The sequence below is a fragment of the Paenibacillus sp. FSL M8-0142 genome, assembly GCF_038597315.1.
Classification (GTDB): Bacteria; Bacillota; Bacilli; order Paenibacillales; family Paenibacillaceae; genus Paenibacillus_AQ; species Paenibacillus_AQ lactis.
In genome coordinates this window covers 3,736,485-3,752,517 of the sequence record NZ_CP152008.1, presented here as the reverse complement: position 1 = coordinate 3,752,517, position 16,033 = coordinate 3,736,485, and the positions used below count along the sequence as shown (strand labels likewise).

The window sequence follows — 16,033 nt, the reverse complement described above, 5'->3', positions numbered from 1 at the left end:
TGCATGACCTCCTTCGCTAACGGAAGCTGGTCCGTGCACCCGAATCAAAGATGCCATTACGAAAGGATTTGAAGTACACATGTCACAAAAACTTAAAGTTGGTATTGTTGGCGGAACAGGAATGGTCGGTCAGCGCTTTATCCAGCTGCTGGATGGCCACCCTTGGTTTCAAGTAACGGTCATTGCAGCAAGCAGCAACTCGGCAGGAAAAACGTATGAGGAATCCGTGCAGGGAAGATGGAAGCTGGCCACTCCGATACCGGAGGATGTGAAGCCGATCGTCGTCCAGGATGCTTCGCAGGTGGAGCAGGTTGCCGATCAGGTGGATTTTGTCTTCTGTGCGGTAGATATGAAGAAAAATGAAATCCAGGCGCTCGAAGAAGCATACGCCAAAACGGGAACGCCTGTCATCTCCAACAATTCGGCTCACCGCTGGACGCCGGACGTGCCGATGGTGATCCCGGAAATAAACCCGGAACATATCGAAGTGATCGCGGCGCAGCGCAAACGGCTGGGAACCTCGACAGGCTTCATCGCCGTGAAGCCGAACTGCTCGATTCAGAGCTATGTGCCAGCGCTCCATGCCCTGCTTGATTACAAGCCGACGCAAGTGGTGGCATCGACGTACCAGGCCATTTCCGGTGCGGGCAAGAACTTTACCGACTGGCCGGAAATGCTCGATAACGTCATCCCGTACATCGGCGGCGAGGAAGAGAAGAGCGAGCAGGAGCCGCTGCGGATTTGGGGACGTGTTGACAACGGGGAGATCGTGAAAGCCGCTTCCCCAATCATTACAACCCAATGTATTCGCGTACCCGTTACGGACGGACATTTGGCTACCGTCTTTGCTTCGTTCGAGAATAAGCCGTCGAAGGATGAAATCATCGACCGCTGGCGGCAATATAAGGGCAGACCGCAGGAGCTCCGCCTGCCAAGCGCCCCGGAGCAGTTCATCACCTATTTCGAAGAGGAGAACAGACCGCAGACGAACCTGGATCGCGATATCGAGCGCGGCATGGGCGTTTCGGTCGGAAGACTGCGTGAGGATACCATCTACGATTATAAATTCGTAGGGCTGTCTCATAACACGCTGCGCGGCGCAGCCGGCGGTGCGGTTCTGATCGCGGAGCTGCTGAAGGCAGAAGGCTATATTCAAGCAAAATAAAAACGGCGGATACCCAAAGAACCAGGCGGCGCAAGTATGCCCTGGTTCTTTGTGCTCTTGAGCTAAGTTCTTCAGCCATAGCCTGCTTCCAAGAGAGAATGTCTTTTTATGCGAAGTGCTGCTTCGGAAGCGAAGCGTTTTGCAACTTGATGTGTGGGCCATTTTCCGCTATCATTACTCGTAATGTTAGATTGCATCGTGCAGCGAAGAGAGCGGCATGCGTTTATTTTTATAGCAGAAGGAGAAGAACATATATGAATTGGACAGAAATCACGACCCAGGATGAATGGAAGAACATATTGGAGAAGTCGGCGGAACGCGGACAAGTTATCCTTAAACACAGCACAACATGTCCCGTGAGCGCGAACGCTTTGAAAGAATATGAGCAATATTTGAAAGATACTCCGAACGCCGATGTGGATTATACACTTGTCAAGGTGATCGAATCCAGACCGGTATCGAATCAGATTGCCGAGGATCTGAATGTAAAGCATGAATCCCCGCAAATTATCTACATCAAAGACAAGGCGAAATACTGGACCGCCTCGCATTGGGCCGTGACGACCGAGCATATCAAAGCGGTTCTGGATTAAGGAACCGAAAGCCGATGGAGCTCCCAATGAAAGAGTTGCATGAGCTGAACTCGGTCAGAGCCATTGATGCATTTATCCATGATCATCCGTTAAGCTTTGTGTATGTTTCCCGGCAGGATTGCAGCGTGTGCCATGCCATCCTGCCGAAGCTGAGATCGCTGTTAGCGGATTATCCGCAAATTCGATTAGGTTTGGTCGATGCGGAAGTCGCCCGAGATATTGCCTCCGAATTTCTGATATTCTCCGTGCCTGCATTGCTCTTGTTTGTGAATGGCAAGGAGTTGATCAGGGAAGGGCGATTCGTGAAATTTGATTCCTTAAGGACACAGCTCGACAGGATTTATGAGGCGTATGCGATCTGAATGATGGAAGTCGATGAGCGGGAAGCTCATCGACTTTTTTTGGGGCTAGGCCAAAGAGTTAGACCAGTTTTTTCACCCCACCGGGCTCTCTGGGGCGTCTGGTTACTTTAAACAGGAATCTTTGAGGCGTTCCATCCTGATCAAGATTGAATTGTTTTACATAAGCGTATCGGATATAATGTCCGTATCTATGGGAGAGAGGAGGCAACAAACGTGAGATCCGTATTCGTATCTGCTTATCTGGATCAATCCGTAAAAAAATCCGGCGATATGACGCTAACGGGATACGTCTGCCCATTTTGCCGCATTGTTTATGGCTTTGAAGAATACGGTGCCCGGAAGCATGTTGCCTTCGTGACGGACAAATCTCGCTGATCATGCGTGATTTCCAGCGAGTCAAACGCTTCACGCAGGGGCACCGATGAGTCGGTGCCTCTTTTTTCGTTGGCTGATGTTTGCCAAGAGAGACCATCGATGCATCTCGTCATGAAATGGAGTGAGAAACCGGTGAAGAAGGCAGTGGACGCAGCCTCCTAAAAAAGAATTTTATTTTTTAGGAGGCGTATAGAATGACTCATGATACGAATACAAAAGCTTTGACTTCAACAATAAGACAGGGCGGAGCAAGGCTCTTTATCGCAACATTCGCGCTATCTGTGCTCGTGGCTGCAATAACGGTTGACATGGTGAACCCAGTGCTGCCGATCTTAATCGATCAATTTGAAACTACTAAAGCAGAGGTCAGCTGGGTGGTCAGCGGCGTTGCGCTTATGCTGGCTTTCGGCGTTCCCCTATACGGGCGGATGTCCGATGTTGTGGAGCTGAAAAAACTGTTTCTGATTGCGGTTTGTATTTTAGCGCTAGGAAGTTTGATTTGTGCCCTCGCAAGGGATCTTATCGTACTGGTTGTGGGAAGGATGGTCCAGGGAGCGGGGATGTCAGCCATTCCCGTGTTGTCCATTGTCGCCGTTTCGAAGGTGTTCCCGCCGGGCAAGCGCGGCGGGGTTCTAGGCATCATGGCAGGATGCATCGGCGTGGGAACTGCCGGCGGCCCGATCTTCGGCGGCATGATCGGTTCGATGTTTGCGCTGCCGAAGCTGGAGCCATTGCCGGAAGGAGCAGGTGGCCGAAGGTTTGACCTGCTCGGCGGCGTGCTGCTGGGGCTTTCCGCAGGTATGCTTCTGCTAGGCGTCACACTTGGAGAGAGCTCCGGGTTCGGTTCCTTAGCGTCATTAAGCACGTTTGCCTGCTCGCTGTTAGCCTTGGCCGGTTTTATCCGGAGAATTACCATCGTAGACAACCCGTTCGTTCCTCCGGCATTGTTTGCAAACCGGTATTACGTCTGTTCCATCCTGGTTTCTGTCTTTTCAATGTTCGCTTATTTTGCAGTGCTCGTGTTCGTTCCGCTCCTAGTCGCAGAATCGAACGGGCTTACGCCGGGGGAAGCGGGGCTGGTCCTGCTGCCGGGAGGGGCAGCAGTTGCGCTCCTGTCCCCTTGGATCGGTCGGATATCGGATCGGGTGGGGACGAAACGACTGATCCTTGCCGGTGTCAGCTTGATGGGCGTCTCCACATTATTCTTGTCAACGTATGCGGCAGGATCTCCACCAGCGATCGTATCCGTGGGTGTTCTCGGAGCAGGGATCGCATTCGCGCTGACCAATTCTCCGGCTAACAGCGCTGCGGTCAGTTCGTTGTCTAAAGAGGAGGTGGGCGTTGGAATCGGCATATACCAAGGTGCGCTGTATCTTGGTGCAGGAACGGGGGCAGGCATTATCGGGGCGGTGCTCTCTTCTCGCCGCACTGCCGGCGATCCGCTCAATCCCCTCTACACGCTGAGTGCCATACCTTATTCCGACGCATTTCTGGTAACGAGTGCAGCCCTGATCGTTGCACTCATCGCCGGATTGGGATTGCGAAACGACAGCATAAAATAGCCCGCGGCAATAACGGATGGATAGCTGCTGAAAACGGATAGTTGCTTCTAATGAAGCTTTAGACCATCATCCTGATCAAAATAGGATGATGGTTTTTTCATGTTCATATCGGTGGCTCATGCTTAAAGCGCGATCAGCTCTTCTTCCTGTAATAGGAAGGGGGAACGTTCTCTAGCTTGCGGAATGCCCGGCTGAAGGCGTAAATGCTTTGAAAACCGAGCATTTCGGCGATATGGGAGAGCGGCAGGTCGGTAAATTGGATCATCTGCTTGGCTTTCTCCAGTCGGACGGTCACATGGTATTGAATCGGGGTCATGCCATAAGCCTGTTTGAACAGGCGGCATAAGTAAAATTTGCTGAGATTGGCGAGTCTGGCGAGCTCATCCAGCGTAATTTCGTGGTCCGTATGATGGCTGAGATATTGCTTGACGCGGTCAAGCAGCTCCTGCTTCGATTGCAGGTGCGGGTTTCGGTGCCAATGCACCTCGCGCAGCAGCTGAATCCACAGCTGAATGAATAAACCTTTGGCGGCAATGTCGTGGTAAGGAAATTTTCGCTCCTGCTCGTGAATGATATCAAACAGGAGCTTCTCAATAATGATCGGCTGATGAAGCCGGATGTGATTGGGCAGCGGCAGATCAAGCAGCGGGGTTAGATCCTCGCGAAAGCTTCTCCGTTCTTCCTGGGTCATCGCCTTCAGAGGTTTGAAGGATACTTTGACTTCAGGGCTGTCGGGCTGATAGAACAAGTCGAAGTGAATATGCGGCTGGCGAAGGCGTTTGCCGTTAAGAAGCCGAATGGAATGCGGCTGCTTCGGCTTGAACAGGAAAAGGTCTCCAGGGATTCCGTGAAACGTTTGTTCCTCCACAGTAACCTCGACCTCGCCTTCCTTGACGTACATCAGCTCGTAATCATAGAGAACACGCTCCGGGATGATGAAAGGCGGTTCCACGATACTATCCCAAGCTACGCGTATGTAGGGTGAAAGCATGTTCATATCCATAATGAAACCTCCTGTGGCCAATATGCATAGGATCCCAAACGGGCAGGCGATATAATGAGCAATTTTGGTTAAAAAATTGACTTGATCGGATCTGTCATGCAATCGCGGAATATTTTAAACTCGGTACAAAGTCAACTATATCATAAGTTTGCATTGTCGAAATCATTAGCAATAGAACGCTTACAAATGGAGGGTGAACAAGCATGTCAGCATTCAACGGCCTGGATATGGGTCTGGGAAGTTTGCCGCGCTTATCTAAAGCGGTCACACGTTCAATCAGCCCGGAAAACTTCACTGGAGAAAAAGGGAAAGGAGCGATGGCGACGGAAGGAACCGGGGCAGCATGTGCCCGCGATCTGGGCCAAGGCTGGAAGGTATCGCCATCCGTATCCATTCCGGCAGGAACCACCTTTGTGTTGGCCGACATCACCGGTCCGGGAGCGATCCAGCATATGTGGATGACCACGTTTCCAGGCCATTGGCGGAATTTAATTTTACGCTTTTACTGGGATCATGAAGAGGCTCCATCCGTTGAGGTGCCTATTGGCGATTTCTTCTGTAATGGCTGGTGTGAGCGCAGCAATGTGAATTCCATGCCGATCTCCGTAAATCCGGCAGGAGGAATGAACAGTTACTGGCTGATGCCGTTCCGCCGTAACGCGCGATTGACCGTGGAGAATCGGGCGACAGAGGATGTCATCCTGTATTATCAGATTAATTACACGTTGACTGAGGTGCCCGAGGACACCGCCTATTTCCATGCTGCATGGAACCGAAGCAATCCCGTGAAATATAAGGACGTTCATACGATTATCGACGGAATTCAAGGAAGAGGACACTATGTCGGCACTTATTTGGCGTGGCAGGTGAACAATACCGGCTGGTGGGGCGAAGGTGAGGTTAAGTTTTACATGGACGGCGATGGCGAATTTCCGACCATCTGTGGAACCGGAACGGAGGATTATTTCGGCGGGGCCTGGAATTTCGAGCATCCGACCGGCGAATACGGTACCTTCTCGACGCCGTTCTTGGGACTGCCGCAGATCATTAAACCGGATGGCTTGTATCGCAGTCAGCAGCGCTTCGGCATGTACCGCTGGCATATCATGGATCCGATCCGGTTTGAGGAGGATTTGCGGGTGACGGTTCAGGCTCTCGGATGGCGCTCGGGTGGAAGGTATTTGCCGCTGCAGGACGATATTGCGTCCGTTGCGTATTGGTACCAGGCCGAGCCGCATGCGACATTCCGTGCTCTGCCGGATAAAGATCACCTGGAAGTGATCTGACAAGGGCAGCATGATCATGTCACCGTAACCGAGAAATGCTTTGAACAAACACATAGCGTGTAATAGACGGGATGGGGTGCGGCTTACATAGCCGCGCCTTTTGTCTGTGCTCTTTTTAGTGAATCGGGTTAGAATTGTTGAAATTCAGCTATATTAATGGTATAAATGGATTGAATCCATTTATCCATTGAACGGGGAGCATCGATGAAGGAGGAGGCGTCTGGTATGTGTCCGATACTATCCCGAGAGCATTATTTTCTGCAGGTGATCAATGAGCTGAATCAGCATAGCGTGGAGAGCGGAAGCTTGGAGGAGAGACTCCGGGATATGCTGCTGGAATTGGCCGAATCGGTTCGGGACGGAAAGCGGCTCGGCATGGATACGCTCCATCGCTTGAATAAGCTCTTCGAGCAATATCAGGCCATACGGCTGAAGGTGAGCTTAGTTCCAAGGGCGGCTTCACTGTTTGCTGGTGAAACAGACGAGCATACCAGTGATACCGGTGAAGAAGGACAGCAGCTGCTGCTGCACTCGGAGTTCTTGGATGGACCGGATCAGTTGAGACGAAAATACATGGAGTCGATCATCAGCCTGCTTGAGGCTATGGAGAAGAGCACGCTTGCGCTGCAGACCTGTGTACAATGCGATCGCTGGTTCATTCCCTATCGCAGGGCCCAGGTCACTAAGTTTTGCGGCTCGGCTTGCCGCAACCGTTATCATTATGAACGCACTAAAATGGGCAGCCAAAGGCTGATATAGGAGGAAACCGATCATGATCACACTAAAATCGAATAGGGAAATCCAATCCATGCACGAAGCGGGCAAGCTGCTCGCCGCATGCCATCGCGAGGTCGCGAAGTTAATTAAGCCCGGCATCTCAACCTCGGCCATCGACCGTTTTGTTGAAACCTATTTAAAGAAGCACGGGGCTGTTCCGGAACAGATCGGATATAACGGTTACCAGTATGCAACATGCGCGTCGGTAAACGATGAAATCTGCCACGGGTATCCCCGGAAGGAGCCGCTTGCAAACGGGGATATCGTTACGATCGATTTCGTCGTCAATTTGAACGGCAGCTTGGCGGATTCGGCCTGGACTTATGCGGTCGGCGACGTTTCCGAAGAGGCGAAGGGACTGATGGACGTAACCCTCGAATGCCTCTACAAAGGAATTGAGCAAGCTCAGATCGGAAACCGGATCGGTGATATCGGCCATGCGATTCAGACGTATGCCGAAGCTCGGGGATACGGGGTTGTCCGCGAGTTCACCGGTCACGGCATTGGGCCGCGGATCCATGAAGAACCTCAAATCCCTCATTTTGGATCTCCGGGAAAAGGGCTGCGTTTAAAGGAAGGCATGGTCATTACAATCGAGCCGATGATTAATGTGGGGGTATGGGAAAGCAAGATGGATGCAAACGGCTGGACCGCCAGGACGGCGGATGGAAAGCTATCCGCGCAATATGAACATACCATTGCCATCACAAAGGACGGACCGCTCATATTGACGATGCAATAATGCCAGGTGTTGGAAGCAAAGGCTTCGGGTTGATTCCCGGGCCTTTTTTGCGTCTTCGGTAAGCCTATGATTTTGATATAATGAGGAAAAACATTCGGAGGACATACCCATGAAACCAGTCCTATTTATGAATGGAAAATTATGGACGAGGCAGTCCCCCACAGCTGCGGATGCCGTATTTGTGGAGGATGGCGTCATTCGCGCCATTGGCAGCGCGGCCGATCTGCGGCTTCAGCTGGCAGGTAAAGACTATCGCATAGTGGATTGGGAAGGTGCCTGGGTGCTTCCGGGCCTTGTCGATGCCCATATGCATCTGGGCATGCATGGATTGAAGCTTGGCATGCTCGACTTTACGGAAGTGACAAGCAAAGACGAAATGCTGGATATGCTGAGGAAACGTGCTGAGGTAACGCCGCCGGGAGATTGGATTCTGGGGCTGAATTGGAACGAGAACAGCTTCCGGGAAGGCACGGTGCCTCATCGGCTGGAGCTGGATGAAATCTCGACGGTTCATCCGATCTTTTTAACGAGGACCTGTTTTCATGCTTATTTGGGCAATTCGGCAGCATTTCGCCAAGCAGGCATTCCCGAAGGGGCTCCGGATCCGGAATCCGGAGCCTTCGGCAGGGATCCAAGCGGACAGCTGAATGGATGGATCTATGAAAATGCATCGATTCCTTTTTTTGACGTTCAGCCGCAGCCCGAGGCTGCAGCTTTGAAGCACGCACTGCATGAAGCTTGCCGGGATGCGCTCCGTCTTGGCCTCACGGCTGCGCACACGGAAGACCTGCGGCTTCTCGGCAGTGCGGACGACATGCTTCGCATCCATCGGGAGCTAAGAGAGATGGGATTGCATTTTCGCACCCATCAGCTCATGTATCATGCGTTTCTGGCAGAAATAGAGGATCTTCAATTGAAGGCTGGCAGCGGAGACGAATGGAATCGCATCGGTGCAATCAAGCTGTTCGTCGATGGAGCCGTCGGCGGAAGAACGGCATTGTTAATGGAACCCTATGACGATGCCCCGCATACCTGCGGGCTCGCAATGCATTCGCCGGAAGAGCTTGCACATATTGTCCGAAGCGCGCGCAAGCTGGGTTATCCGGTGGCCTTCCATGCGATCGGTGACGCTGCTGCCGAACGCATGGCAGAAGTGCTGGAAGCCAACCCGCTTCCGATGGATGCTAAGCTTCCGGACCGTTTCATACATGCCCAGATTGTTCAGCCGCCTACAGTTGAGCGGATGATGAAGCTCCGTCTGGCCGTCGATCTGCAGCCAAGGTTCGTTGCCAGCGACTTCCCTTGGGTGCTTGAACGGGTCGGCTCCAATCGGACAAACTATCTGTATGCATGGAAGAAATGGCTGCGAAGCGGGCTGCCTTGCTCGGGCGGGAGCGATGCGCCGATTGAACCGTTGGATCCGTTTCTTGGCATTCATGCCGCCGTTACAAGACGAAAGCCGGGTGAGCGGCATGAGGGCTACATCCCGGAAGAAAAGCTTAGCGTAACCGAGGCCGTGGAGCTGTTCACCACGGGCAGTGCAGCAGCGGCGGGTGAAGCAGGGGAGAGAGGGAGCATCGAGGTCGGGAAATATGCTGATTTCACCGTCGTTGACCGAATGATACATAATGATATGGATCCGGATGATCTGCTAAAGATCAAGGTGCGGATGACGGTTGTGAATGGCGAAATAGGGTATATGGCCTAGGACATGCCGGTTCGCAGAGCGCTTAGTTTATTAACTAAGGGATGATCCAGGTCGAACTGGGGCAGCTCCGGCTGTCTCTTTGATCCGGATCTGATCGAATGTTTATGAAATCTCTGCTCGCTGGTCGAGCAGAGATTTTTTCTATGAAAAAGCTTATTTAAATTGACGAAGCTACTTATTCGGACTATCAACGGGGGAATACCGTTGAAGCTCGTCCCAAGCGGGTGTGGCCATGTTCGCCCGTTTCTTCAATTGATTGAAGGCATGCTGTAAAGCGGTCGTCTCGCTTGCCGATACGGCCTTATCGCTTAACAGGATTCCGCTAATCGGGGTTGACAGCATTATCTTTAACAGGAAGTAAAACAGCTTTCTTTGTTTGCGGGCGAATTGCTTTTGAGCGGCGGGAGTAACCGTATAACCGTTCTTCTCCAACACTTGATGTCCCTCATCTACAGCATCGATCACGAGATGAAGGAGCTTCTTGTCTTTTGCGGCTCTCCGCAGATGGCCGTTATAGGAAGAAGCTATGAAATTCAGGGGCAAGATGAACACAAAATGACTTTTCAGCCAATCATCCATATCTTTCTGATAAGACCACTTAAATTTGGTGTTAACCAAAGCCTGGTCGATTACCGAACGCCAAGACAGGTCCTGGCCTAAACCTCCGATGTTGATTTTGGTTCTTGGGCTGCGGACGCTTATAACAAGACCATTCTCTCTCCAGCCAGCGATCGACTGAAAAGCGAATGCAACCTTTTTGGGTACCGGACTATGGGTTTGCAAATACTCCTCCATTGGCCCTGGACTTGCATTGTTGCCCATCAAGACGATATGGCGGCTGTGGTTTGCTGCAAGCGCAGGCAATACCGACTCGAAATCCGGGTATTTCATCACGACAAAAATCAGGTCATAAACATCGTCCGGCTGGAGTTCGCGGATGACCCGTACGTTATGTACCGTGGTCCGAAATTGTAAATAGTGCCGGATGACATTGCCGTTCTTCTCCAACTCATCCGCCCGTCGTCCTCTGGCCAGCATTGTGACCTTGTGTCCTCCGCGCTCCAGCTCGTGGGCTAAATAACTGCCCAGCACGCCTGCGCCGTAAACTAATATTTGCATCGCGGATCCTCCTTTAGCGTCCTCTCCCATCGTCATGTCGGATTGGACGGTTGATTGAGTTGAATCATTTGATCCAACCCGTGTTTGCTTATGCGCTTATTTGTTTCAACAAAGTTTTTAAATAATCGTAATGAAATTTAAAAATTAACAGCTTGATTCTATATGGACATCAACCAGGATGTCAAGAAGTTTTTAAATATTCCCGATTAAATTTAAAAAATATTCGATTTATGTTAAAATACCTGAAGTGATGAAATTTGGAAGCGGGTGAAGGCGGATGAACAAATTCGAAATCAGAACGCAGCAAAAGAAGGATGCGATCATTCATGCGGCATTAAAGCTTTTTAAAGAAAAAGGCTTCATCCATGTCAGCATTAAAGACATTGCTGAAGAATCCGGCGTTTCATCGGTATCCCTGTATAACTACTTCGGCAGTAAAGAAGGGGTGGTCAAAGAATGTGCAAACGTTCTGATGCAAAACACCATCCGAAGAGCCAAGGAGCTTTTGCAGCAAAATATCGACTTTAAGGACAAGCTATCCCAAGTACTGGAGATCTGTGCCGAACAAGACTACCAGTTGCTTGGCACACCGGGTGCCGTTGAAGATCAGGTGCTGGCAAGCTTATATAGCGAAAACACCAATCAAATCAGAATCGAGCTTATTCAGGAATATATTGAGCTGGGGAAGAAGGAAGGGGCGATTCACGCTTCGGTTTCCGTGGAGACCCTCTTGGAATTATTAAATGCCGTAGGGTCACTCCAAGCCTCATGGGCAAGATCGGGGAATTATAAAAAGAAGATGGCTGAGCTTAATCAGCTTCTCTTGTATGGTTTTGTTGGACGCCGCTAAATGGTTAGATGGAAAGTGCCTTTCCGATTACGGAGGGTGCTTTTTGTTATTTACCAACTTGTTCTTGAATCCACGCAAAAAAGGAAATTCGCCTCCCAAGGAGAACCATATACTACTTGGAGGAGGATGCATTAATGCCAAAAACCATACTTGTAGTCGATGATGATCCGGATATTATCGATATGCTTAAACTTTATCTGGACGCAGAAGGATATCAGACACTGGAAGCTTTCGACGGTAAAGCAGCCTTAGCGCATTTGCGAAGCAAGCACGTGGATCTGGCGCTGTTCGATATCATGATGCCGTTCATCGATGGGTTTCAGCTGCTCCGCATGATGCGGCAGGATTATAAGATCCCGGTCATTCTCATTTCGGCCAAAAATCAGGAGCTTGATAAAATAACCGGTCTGAAGCTAGGGGCAGACGATTATGTGTCCAAACCGTTCAGCCCGCTGGAAGTGATGGCGAGAATACAGGCCCAGTTGAGACGTTCATATGAGTTCAATGAGCTGCCTGAAGCTCCGCGGGTATTCGACACGTGCATCGGGGACCTGCAGCTGGATCACCGGGAATGCACGTTATACATCAAGGGAACGCCGATTTCGCTGAGCGCGATCGAATACAAATTATTGAAGCTGTTCATGGGGGAGCCGGGGCGCGTATTTACGAGGAAGCAAATTTTTGAGTATGCCTGGGACGAGCATTATCTTGCTGACGATAACGCCGTCATGGTCCAAATCAGCAGGCTGCGCGACAAAATCGAGGCTTGTCCGAGGAAGCCCGTCTATATCAAAACCATTCGCGGGCTCGGTTACCGGTTTGCGAAGAAAGATGAGTTACAGCCATGAAATCGCCTAATCGCCTGCAGCGTTCGCTGATCCGCCAATATATTTTTTTCTTTATAACGATTGCGCTCATTGCCGCGTTTTCACTGTTCGTATTAAATGCGCAAATGGTGAATTACTTTAGGGAGGCTTCAGGACCGATCAAGTCGGTGGAGGCTGAAGTTATGGGCGATCCAGCTGCCGCGCCTGGAGTGAACAGCGAACAGCATGAGCAAGAGAAAGTGAAAGTATTTTATGGAATGGCTCTGAAAACGCTTCTGCTGTTTCTCGCTTTGTTTGCAATCATCGTATATGCCTTCGGAAGGTGGACTGCATCCCGGGTAACCACTCCGCTTCGGTCGATCGCAGACGGCATCCGGAGCATTGCCCGCGGACATTACCACGAAAGGCTGAATTTTCAAGCGAGCTATGAGCTTGCGCAAATTCAGGATGATTTCAATGAAATGGCAGCGCGGCTCGAACAAATCGAGAAGGAGAAGCGGGAGCTGGAAGAGAGTAAGCAGCGAATGCTGATGGACATTTCTCACGACTTAAAAACACCCATGACCACCCTTCGGGGATATATCGAAGCGATGGAGGTAGGGCTCGTTGATTCTGAAGAGAGAAGGGCGCAAATCCTGAGCATGATCTCCAATAAAGCCAGTTTGATGCTAGAGCTGATCGACGGGATCTTTGAGCTGTCCAAGCTGGATAGCCCGGAGTATCCTTTTGACGTGCAGACCTCGGACATAACGGAATTTACGAGGGCCATCGCGGCCGAGTATTACGAGGTATTCGAGGAGCATAAGTTTTATTTCCATTACGATATTCCCGATCGGGAAATCTGGATCCCATTTAACGCGACCTGGTTATACCGGGCCGTTTCCAATATCCTGTCCAACGCCTTGAAATACAACCCGCCCGGAACAACCGTCGGCTTGAAATTGGCAGCTGCGGGTAACGGGGTGGAAATTCACCTGTCGGACGATGGAGTCGGCATTCCGGAAGACATACAGGGGAAGGTGTTCGATGCATTTGTTCGCGGAGACCTTGCCCGGAAAAGCGATGGCGGTACGGGGCTTGGCCTTGCTATTGCCAAACAGGTCATTGAAAAGCATGGGGGAACGATCACGCTGACCACGAACGGGCAAACGACATTCGTTCTTTTTCTGCCTGAAGAAATGTAAGATTACTGAAAGAATAGGGAAAGCGAAGTGAAAGAGTTGTCCGGTAATCTCTGATGTAGAACCAACTATAAAGGGTATACAGGAGGACTGGAGAGTTTGGAGACACAAGAAGAGAAACAAACAGAGAAGGGCCCGATCTTGATTCGAAGATGGATCACTGGCCGGAAACGCATAAAGCCGCTAACGCCCGGTTGGAAGGGAGCGTCACTCGGGCTTGGCGCCATCGCATTGATCTTGGTCCTTATTCAGGCAAGGTATCTATTGACGGGGCAAAGTTTCGTCCGCTTTTTCACAGGTACATTCCTGTTTGTCTTCGCCGTAGCGTTGATTAGCGGATTGGCTGCATGGCTGCTGCACGGGGTAAAAAAGCTGCCAAGTCGTTATATTTGGATATTGCTGTACTCCCTCAGCATGCTTTTATTTTGCTTCATTGGACCGTTGGAAGTATCGGTAGTTTTCATCGTGTTGTTTGCAGTTGTTTTTTCTTTGTTTGGTGCATTGGTTTATAATGTTGCAACCGGAAGATACAAGCAGTCTTCCAAAACCAGGAAAATTGGTGCCGTGGCCTGTTTAACCCTGATCGCATTCGTGATCGGCTCCGGCAGCTTCTGGTTGATTCGTGCGGGGGATGAAGCCGCTCCGGACGTGACCTTGAAACAGCTGAAAACTTCAGCCCGGTATGATGGCACGGCGATGAAAAACCCTGCCGAGCAAGGCGAGTATCCAGTCAAAAGCCTGCTGTACGGAAGTCCGGACAACTATCGAAAAGAGTTCAATCAAAGCGGTTCGCTGACTACCAAGACGGTGGATGCTTCCGAGTTTGTCGATAAATGGTCATCCGTTCGCACGAAGTCGCTTGGATTTGGCCCCGATGCCATGCCGTTAAACGGAGAAGTGTGGTATCCCGAAGGGGAGGGCCCCTTTCCGTTAGTTCTCATCGTCCATGGAAATCACTTGATGAACGATTATTCGGATGCGGGATATGATTACCTGGGCAAACTGCTGGCGAGCAAAGGGTATATATTTGTGTCGGTGGATGAAAATTTCCTGAATTTCTCACCGTATGAGGATCTGTTCCTGCTTAGCCCGCTGCTGAATGAAAATCCGGCAAGAGGTTTGCTGCTGCTGGAGCATTTGAAAACCTGGAAGGGCTGGAACAGCGATCCGAACCATCCCTTTTATCAGAAAGTCGATATGGAACGAATCGCCCTGATCGGACACTCCCGAGGCGGGGAAGCGGTCACTATCGCCGCTGCCTTCAACAGGCTCTCGAGTCATCCGGACCGCGGCCATATCAAGTTTGATTATAACTTTTCGATCCGGTCTTTGGTGTCCATCGCCGGCACGGACGGGCAATATAAGCCTCAAGGCAAACCGCTGCCGCTGAAAGATGTGCATTATTTGGCTCTGCATGGAGCTCATGATATGGATGTCAGCAGCCTGGACGGTGCCAAGCAGTATCATCGGATTCGGTATACGGAGGGCACGGATTACATGAAAGCCCTGGTCTATATTTATGGCGCCAACCACGGCCAGTTTAACGGAGGCTGGGGCAGAGGAGACGTGGCAGGCTTGGGGAACCAACTGTTTAACGTCCGTCAAATCATGCCGCGGGATGAACAGGAAGCGATTGCGAAAGTGTTTATAGCCTCGTTTTTAGATGCCACGCTGAAGGACCAAGGGCAATATCGAGAGGTGTTCAGAGATTTGGGGTACGCCAAGGAATGGCTTCCCGATAATCTGTACGTCGGCAATTATAACGATTCGCAAACGATCCTGCTTGCGGATTATCAAGAAGACATTGATCTCCAGAGCACCACGTTGCCAGGCGGCAGCATAATGGGCGAGAACCTCCAGCAATGGAAGGAGGAGAAGGTGAAGGCCAAAATGGGTGAAGCGGATTACAGCGCAGTCCGTTTAGGTTGGAATTCAAAAGCTTCGGCTGAACCCGCAGCCTATACGGTTACGCTCCCTGAACGAGCGGTGAAGACAGGCGAGGAGAGCTCCATCGTATTCTCGCTGGCGGATGCCCGCCGAAAAGAAGATAACGGCGATCCGAAGGAGCTGATCAATTTTACGATTACGGTAGAAGACAAGAAGGGCCGTCAGGCAAGCCTTCCCCTCAGCCATATATCCAAACTGCCGCCTGTCATTAAGGGCAAACTGCTGAAATGGCCATTATCTAATTTTGGGGAGACCTCGGAACCCGTCTTTCAGAGCTATGATCTCGGGCTAGGCGATTTCAAAAAAATGAATCCGGATTTCAATCCGGAGCAGTTAACCAAGATCCGTCTCCAGTTCAACCTGACCAAGCGCGGAACCATCCTGCTGAATGATGTAGGCATCCGTCCATAAACCTGCAGGGACGCTCTGAATGAAGGCTTGAAGCTTAACGAACCTACAAAATTATAGACACGCTAAAGAGCCGCCGGCATGGCGGCTTTTCTCCGTTGTCATCAATGCACTGCCGCACCCGAGCC

The 16,033-nt window shown here is 50.9% G+C and carries 15 protein-coding genes; 13 read left to right on the top strand and 2 right to left on the bottom strand.

Annotated elements, in window-relative coordinates; genetic code table 11:
• Positions 1-79 precede the first annotated feature (79 nt).
• The 5 genes from asd to NSQ46_RS17260 all read left to right on the top strand — a co-directional run bounded on the left by asd (position 80) and on the right by NSQ46_RS17260 (position 4,057).
• Positions 80-1,165, top strand: coding sequence for an aspartate-semialdehyde dehydrogenase (gene asd, locus NSQ46_RS17280; RefSeq protein ID WP_077565737.1), 1,086 nt, complete (start codon positions 80-82; stop codon positions 1,163-1,165).
• Positions 1,166-1,419: 254 nt separating this feature from the next.
• Positions 1,420-1,758, top strand: coding sequence for a bacillithiol system redox-active protein YtxJ (gene ytxJ, locus NSQ46_RS17275; protein WP_007130284.1), 339 nt, complete (start codon positions 1,420-1,422; stop codon positions 1,756-1,758).
• Positions 1,759-1,784: 26 nt separating this feature from the next.
• Positions 1,785-2,120: a thioredoxin family protein gene (locus NSQ46_RS17270; RefSeq protein ID WP_007130283.1), complete on the top strand. Its 336-nt coding sequence runs from the start codon at positions 1,785-1,787 to the stop codon at positions 2,118-2,120.
• A 213-nt stretch (positions 2,121-2,333) separates the two neighbouring features.
• Complete coding sequence (locus tag NSQ46_RS17265) at positions 2,334-2,495, top strand: hypothetical protein (RefSeq protein ID WP_007130282.1); 162 nt, start codon at positions 2,334-2,336, stop codon at positions 2,493-2,495.
• Between the two features lie 194 nt (positions 2,496-2,689).
• Positions 2,690-4,057: an MFS transporter gene (locus NSQ46_RS17260; protein ID WP_007128374.1), complete on the top strand. Its 1,368-nt coding sequence runs from the start codon at positions 2,690-2,692 to the stop codon at positions 4,055-4,057.
• Positions 4,058-4,190: 133 nt separating this feature from the next.
• On the opposite strand, the gene NSQ46_RS17255 is transcribed toward NSQ46_RS17260, so the two are convergent.
• Entirely contained in the window at positions 4,191-5,060 is an 870-nt protein-coding gene (locus NSQ46_RS17255) for an AraC family transcriptional regulator (protein ID WP_007128373.1), read from the bottom strand.
• A gap of 203 nt (positions 5,061-5,263) precedes the next feature.
• On the opposite strand from NSQ46_RS17255, the gene NSQ46_RS17250 reads away from it, so the two are divergent.
• The 4 genes from NSQ46_RS17250 to NSQ46_RS17235 all read left to right on the top strand — a co-directional run bounded on the left by NSQ46_RS17250 (position 5,264) and on the right by NSQ46_RS17235 (position 9,573).
• Positions 5,264-6,346, top strand: coding sequence for a glycoside hydrolase family 172 protein (locus tag NSQ46_RS17250; protein WP_007128372.1), 1,083 nt, complete (start codon positions 5,264-5,266; stop codon positions 6,344-6,346).
• Positions 6,347-6,571: 225 nt separating this feature from the next.
• Complete coding sequence (locus NSQ46_RS17245) at positions 6,572-7,105, top strand: hypothetical protein (RefSeq protein WP_007128371.1); 534 nt, start codon at positions 6,572-6,574, stop codon at positions 7,103-7,105.
• Between the two features lie 13 nt (positions 7,106-7,118).
• On the top strand, positions 7,119-7,865 hold the full coding sequence (gene map / locus NSQ46_RS17240; protein WP_007128370.1) for a type I methionyl aminopeptidase: 747 nt from the start codon (positions 7,119-7,121) through the stop codon (positions 7,863-7,865).
• 109 nt (positions 7,866-7,974) lie between these two features.
• Positions 7,975-9,573, top strand: coding sequence for an amidohydrolase (locus NSQ46_RS17235; RefSeq protein WP_007128369.1), 1,599 nt, complete (start codon positions 7,975-7,977; stop codon positions 9,571-9,573).
• 171 nt (positions 9,574-9,744) lie between these two features.
• Here NSQ46_RS17235 and NSQ46_RS17230 read toward each other — a convergent pair whose 3' ends face one another.
• The gene (locus tag NSQ46_RS17230) at positions 9,745-10,692 is read right to left on the bottom strand and encodes a 2-dehydropantoate 2-reductase N-terminal domain-containing protein (RefSeq protein ID WP_007128368.1); all 948 of its coding nucleotides are present in this window, start codon (positions 10,690-10,692) and stop codon (positions 9,745-9,747) included.
• Between the two features lie 277 nt (positions 10,693-10,969).
• Here NSQ46_RS17230 and NSQ46_RS17225 point away from each other — a divergent pair, with 277 nt between their 5' ends.
• The 4 genes from NSQ46_RS17225 (at position 10,970) to bahA (ending at position 15,908) form a co-directional block, all read left to right on the top strand.
• Positions 10,970-11,542 (top strand): TetR/AcrR family transcriptional regulator, encoded by a 573-nt coding sequence (locus NSQ46_RS17225; RefSeq protein WP_007128367.1) that lies wholly within the window; start codon positions 10,970-10,972, stop codon positions 11,540-11,542.
• 134 nt (positions 11,543-11,676) lie between these two features.
• Positions 11,677-12,390: a response regulator transcription factor gene (locus tag NSQ46_RS17220; RefSeq protein WP_007128366.1), complete on the top strand. Its 714-nt coding sequence runs from the start codon at positions 11,677-11,679 to the stop codon at positions 12,388-12,390.
• Entirely contained in the window at positions 12,387-13,553 is a 1,167-nt protein-coding gene (locus tag NSQ46_RS17215; RefSeq protein ID WP_007128365.1) for a HAMP domain-containing sensor histidine kinase, read from the top strand. The genes NSQ46_RS17220 and NSQ46_RS17215 overlap by 4 nt, the downstream gene beginning before the upstream one ends.
• 96 nt (positions 13,554-13,649) lie before the next feature.
• Positions 13,650-15,908 (top strand): bacitracin amidohydrolase BahA, encoded by a 2,259-nt coding sequence (gene bahA, locus NSQ46_RS17210; RefSeq protein ID WP_007128364.1) that lies wholly within the window; start codon positions 13,650-13,652, stop codon positions 15,906-15,908.
• Positions 15,909-16,033 lie beyond the last annotated feature (125 nt).

Coding starts and splice junctions, on each gene's coding strand:
- NSQ46_RS17250 (WP_007128372.1), top strand. CDS start 5,264: ATGTCAGCATTCAACGGCCTGGATATGGGTCTGGGAAGTTTGCCGCGC.
- NSQ46_RS17255 (WP_007128373.1), bottom strand. CDS start 5,060: ATGGATATGAACATGCTTTCACCCTACATACGCGTAGCTTGGGATAGT.
- NSQ46_RS17230 (WP_007128368.1), bottom strand. CDS start 10,692: ATGCAAATATTAGTTTACGGCGCAGGCGTGCTGGGCAGTTATTTAGCC.
- NSQ46_RS17245 (WP_007128371.1), top strand. CDS start 6,572: ATGTGTCCGATACTATCCCGAGAGCATTATTTTCTGCAGGTGATCAAT.
- NSQ46_RS17215 (WP_007128365.1), top strand. CDS start 12,387: ATGAAATCGCCTAATCGCCTGCAGCGTTCGCTGATCCGCCAATATATT.
- NSQ46_RS17220 (WP_007128366.1), top strand. CDS start 11,677: ATGCCAAAAACCATACTTGTAGTCGATGATGATCCGGATATTATCGAT.
- NSQ46_RS17235 (WP_007128369.1), top strand. CDS start 7,975: ATGAAACCAGTCCTATTTATGAATGGAAAATTATGGACGAGGCAGTCC.
- asd (WP_077565737.1), top strand. CDS start 80: ATGTCACAAAAACTTAAAGTTGGTATTGTTGGCGGAACAGGAATGGTC.
- NSQ46_RS17225 (WP_007128367.1), top strand. CDS start 10,970: ATGAACAAATTCGAAATCAGAACGCAGCAAAAGAAGGATGCGATCATT.
- NSQ46_RS17270 (WP_007130283.1), top strand. CDS start 1,785: ATGAAAGAGTTGCATGAGCTGAACTCGGTCAGAGCCATTGATGCATTT.
- ytxJ (WP_007130284.1), top strand. CDS start 1,420: ATGAATTGGACAGAAATCACGACCCAGGATGAATGGAAGAACATATTG.
- map (WP_007128370.1), top strand. CDS start 7,119: ATGATCACACTAAAATCGAATAGGGAAATCCAATCCATGCACGAAGCG.
- NSQ46_RS17260 (WP_007128374.1), top strand. CDS start 2,690: ATGACTCATGATACGAATACAAAAGCTTTGACTTCAACAATAAGACAG.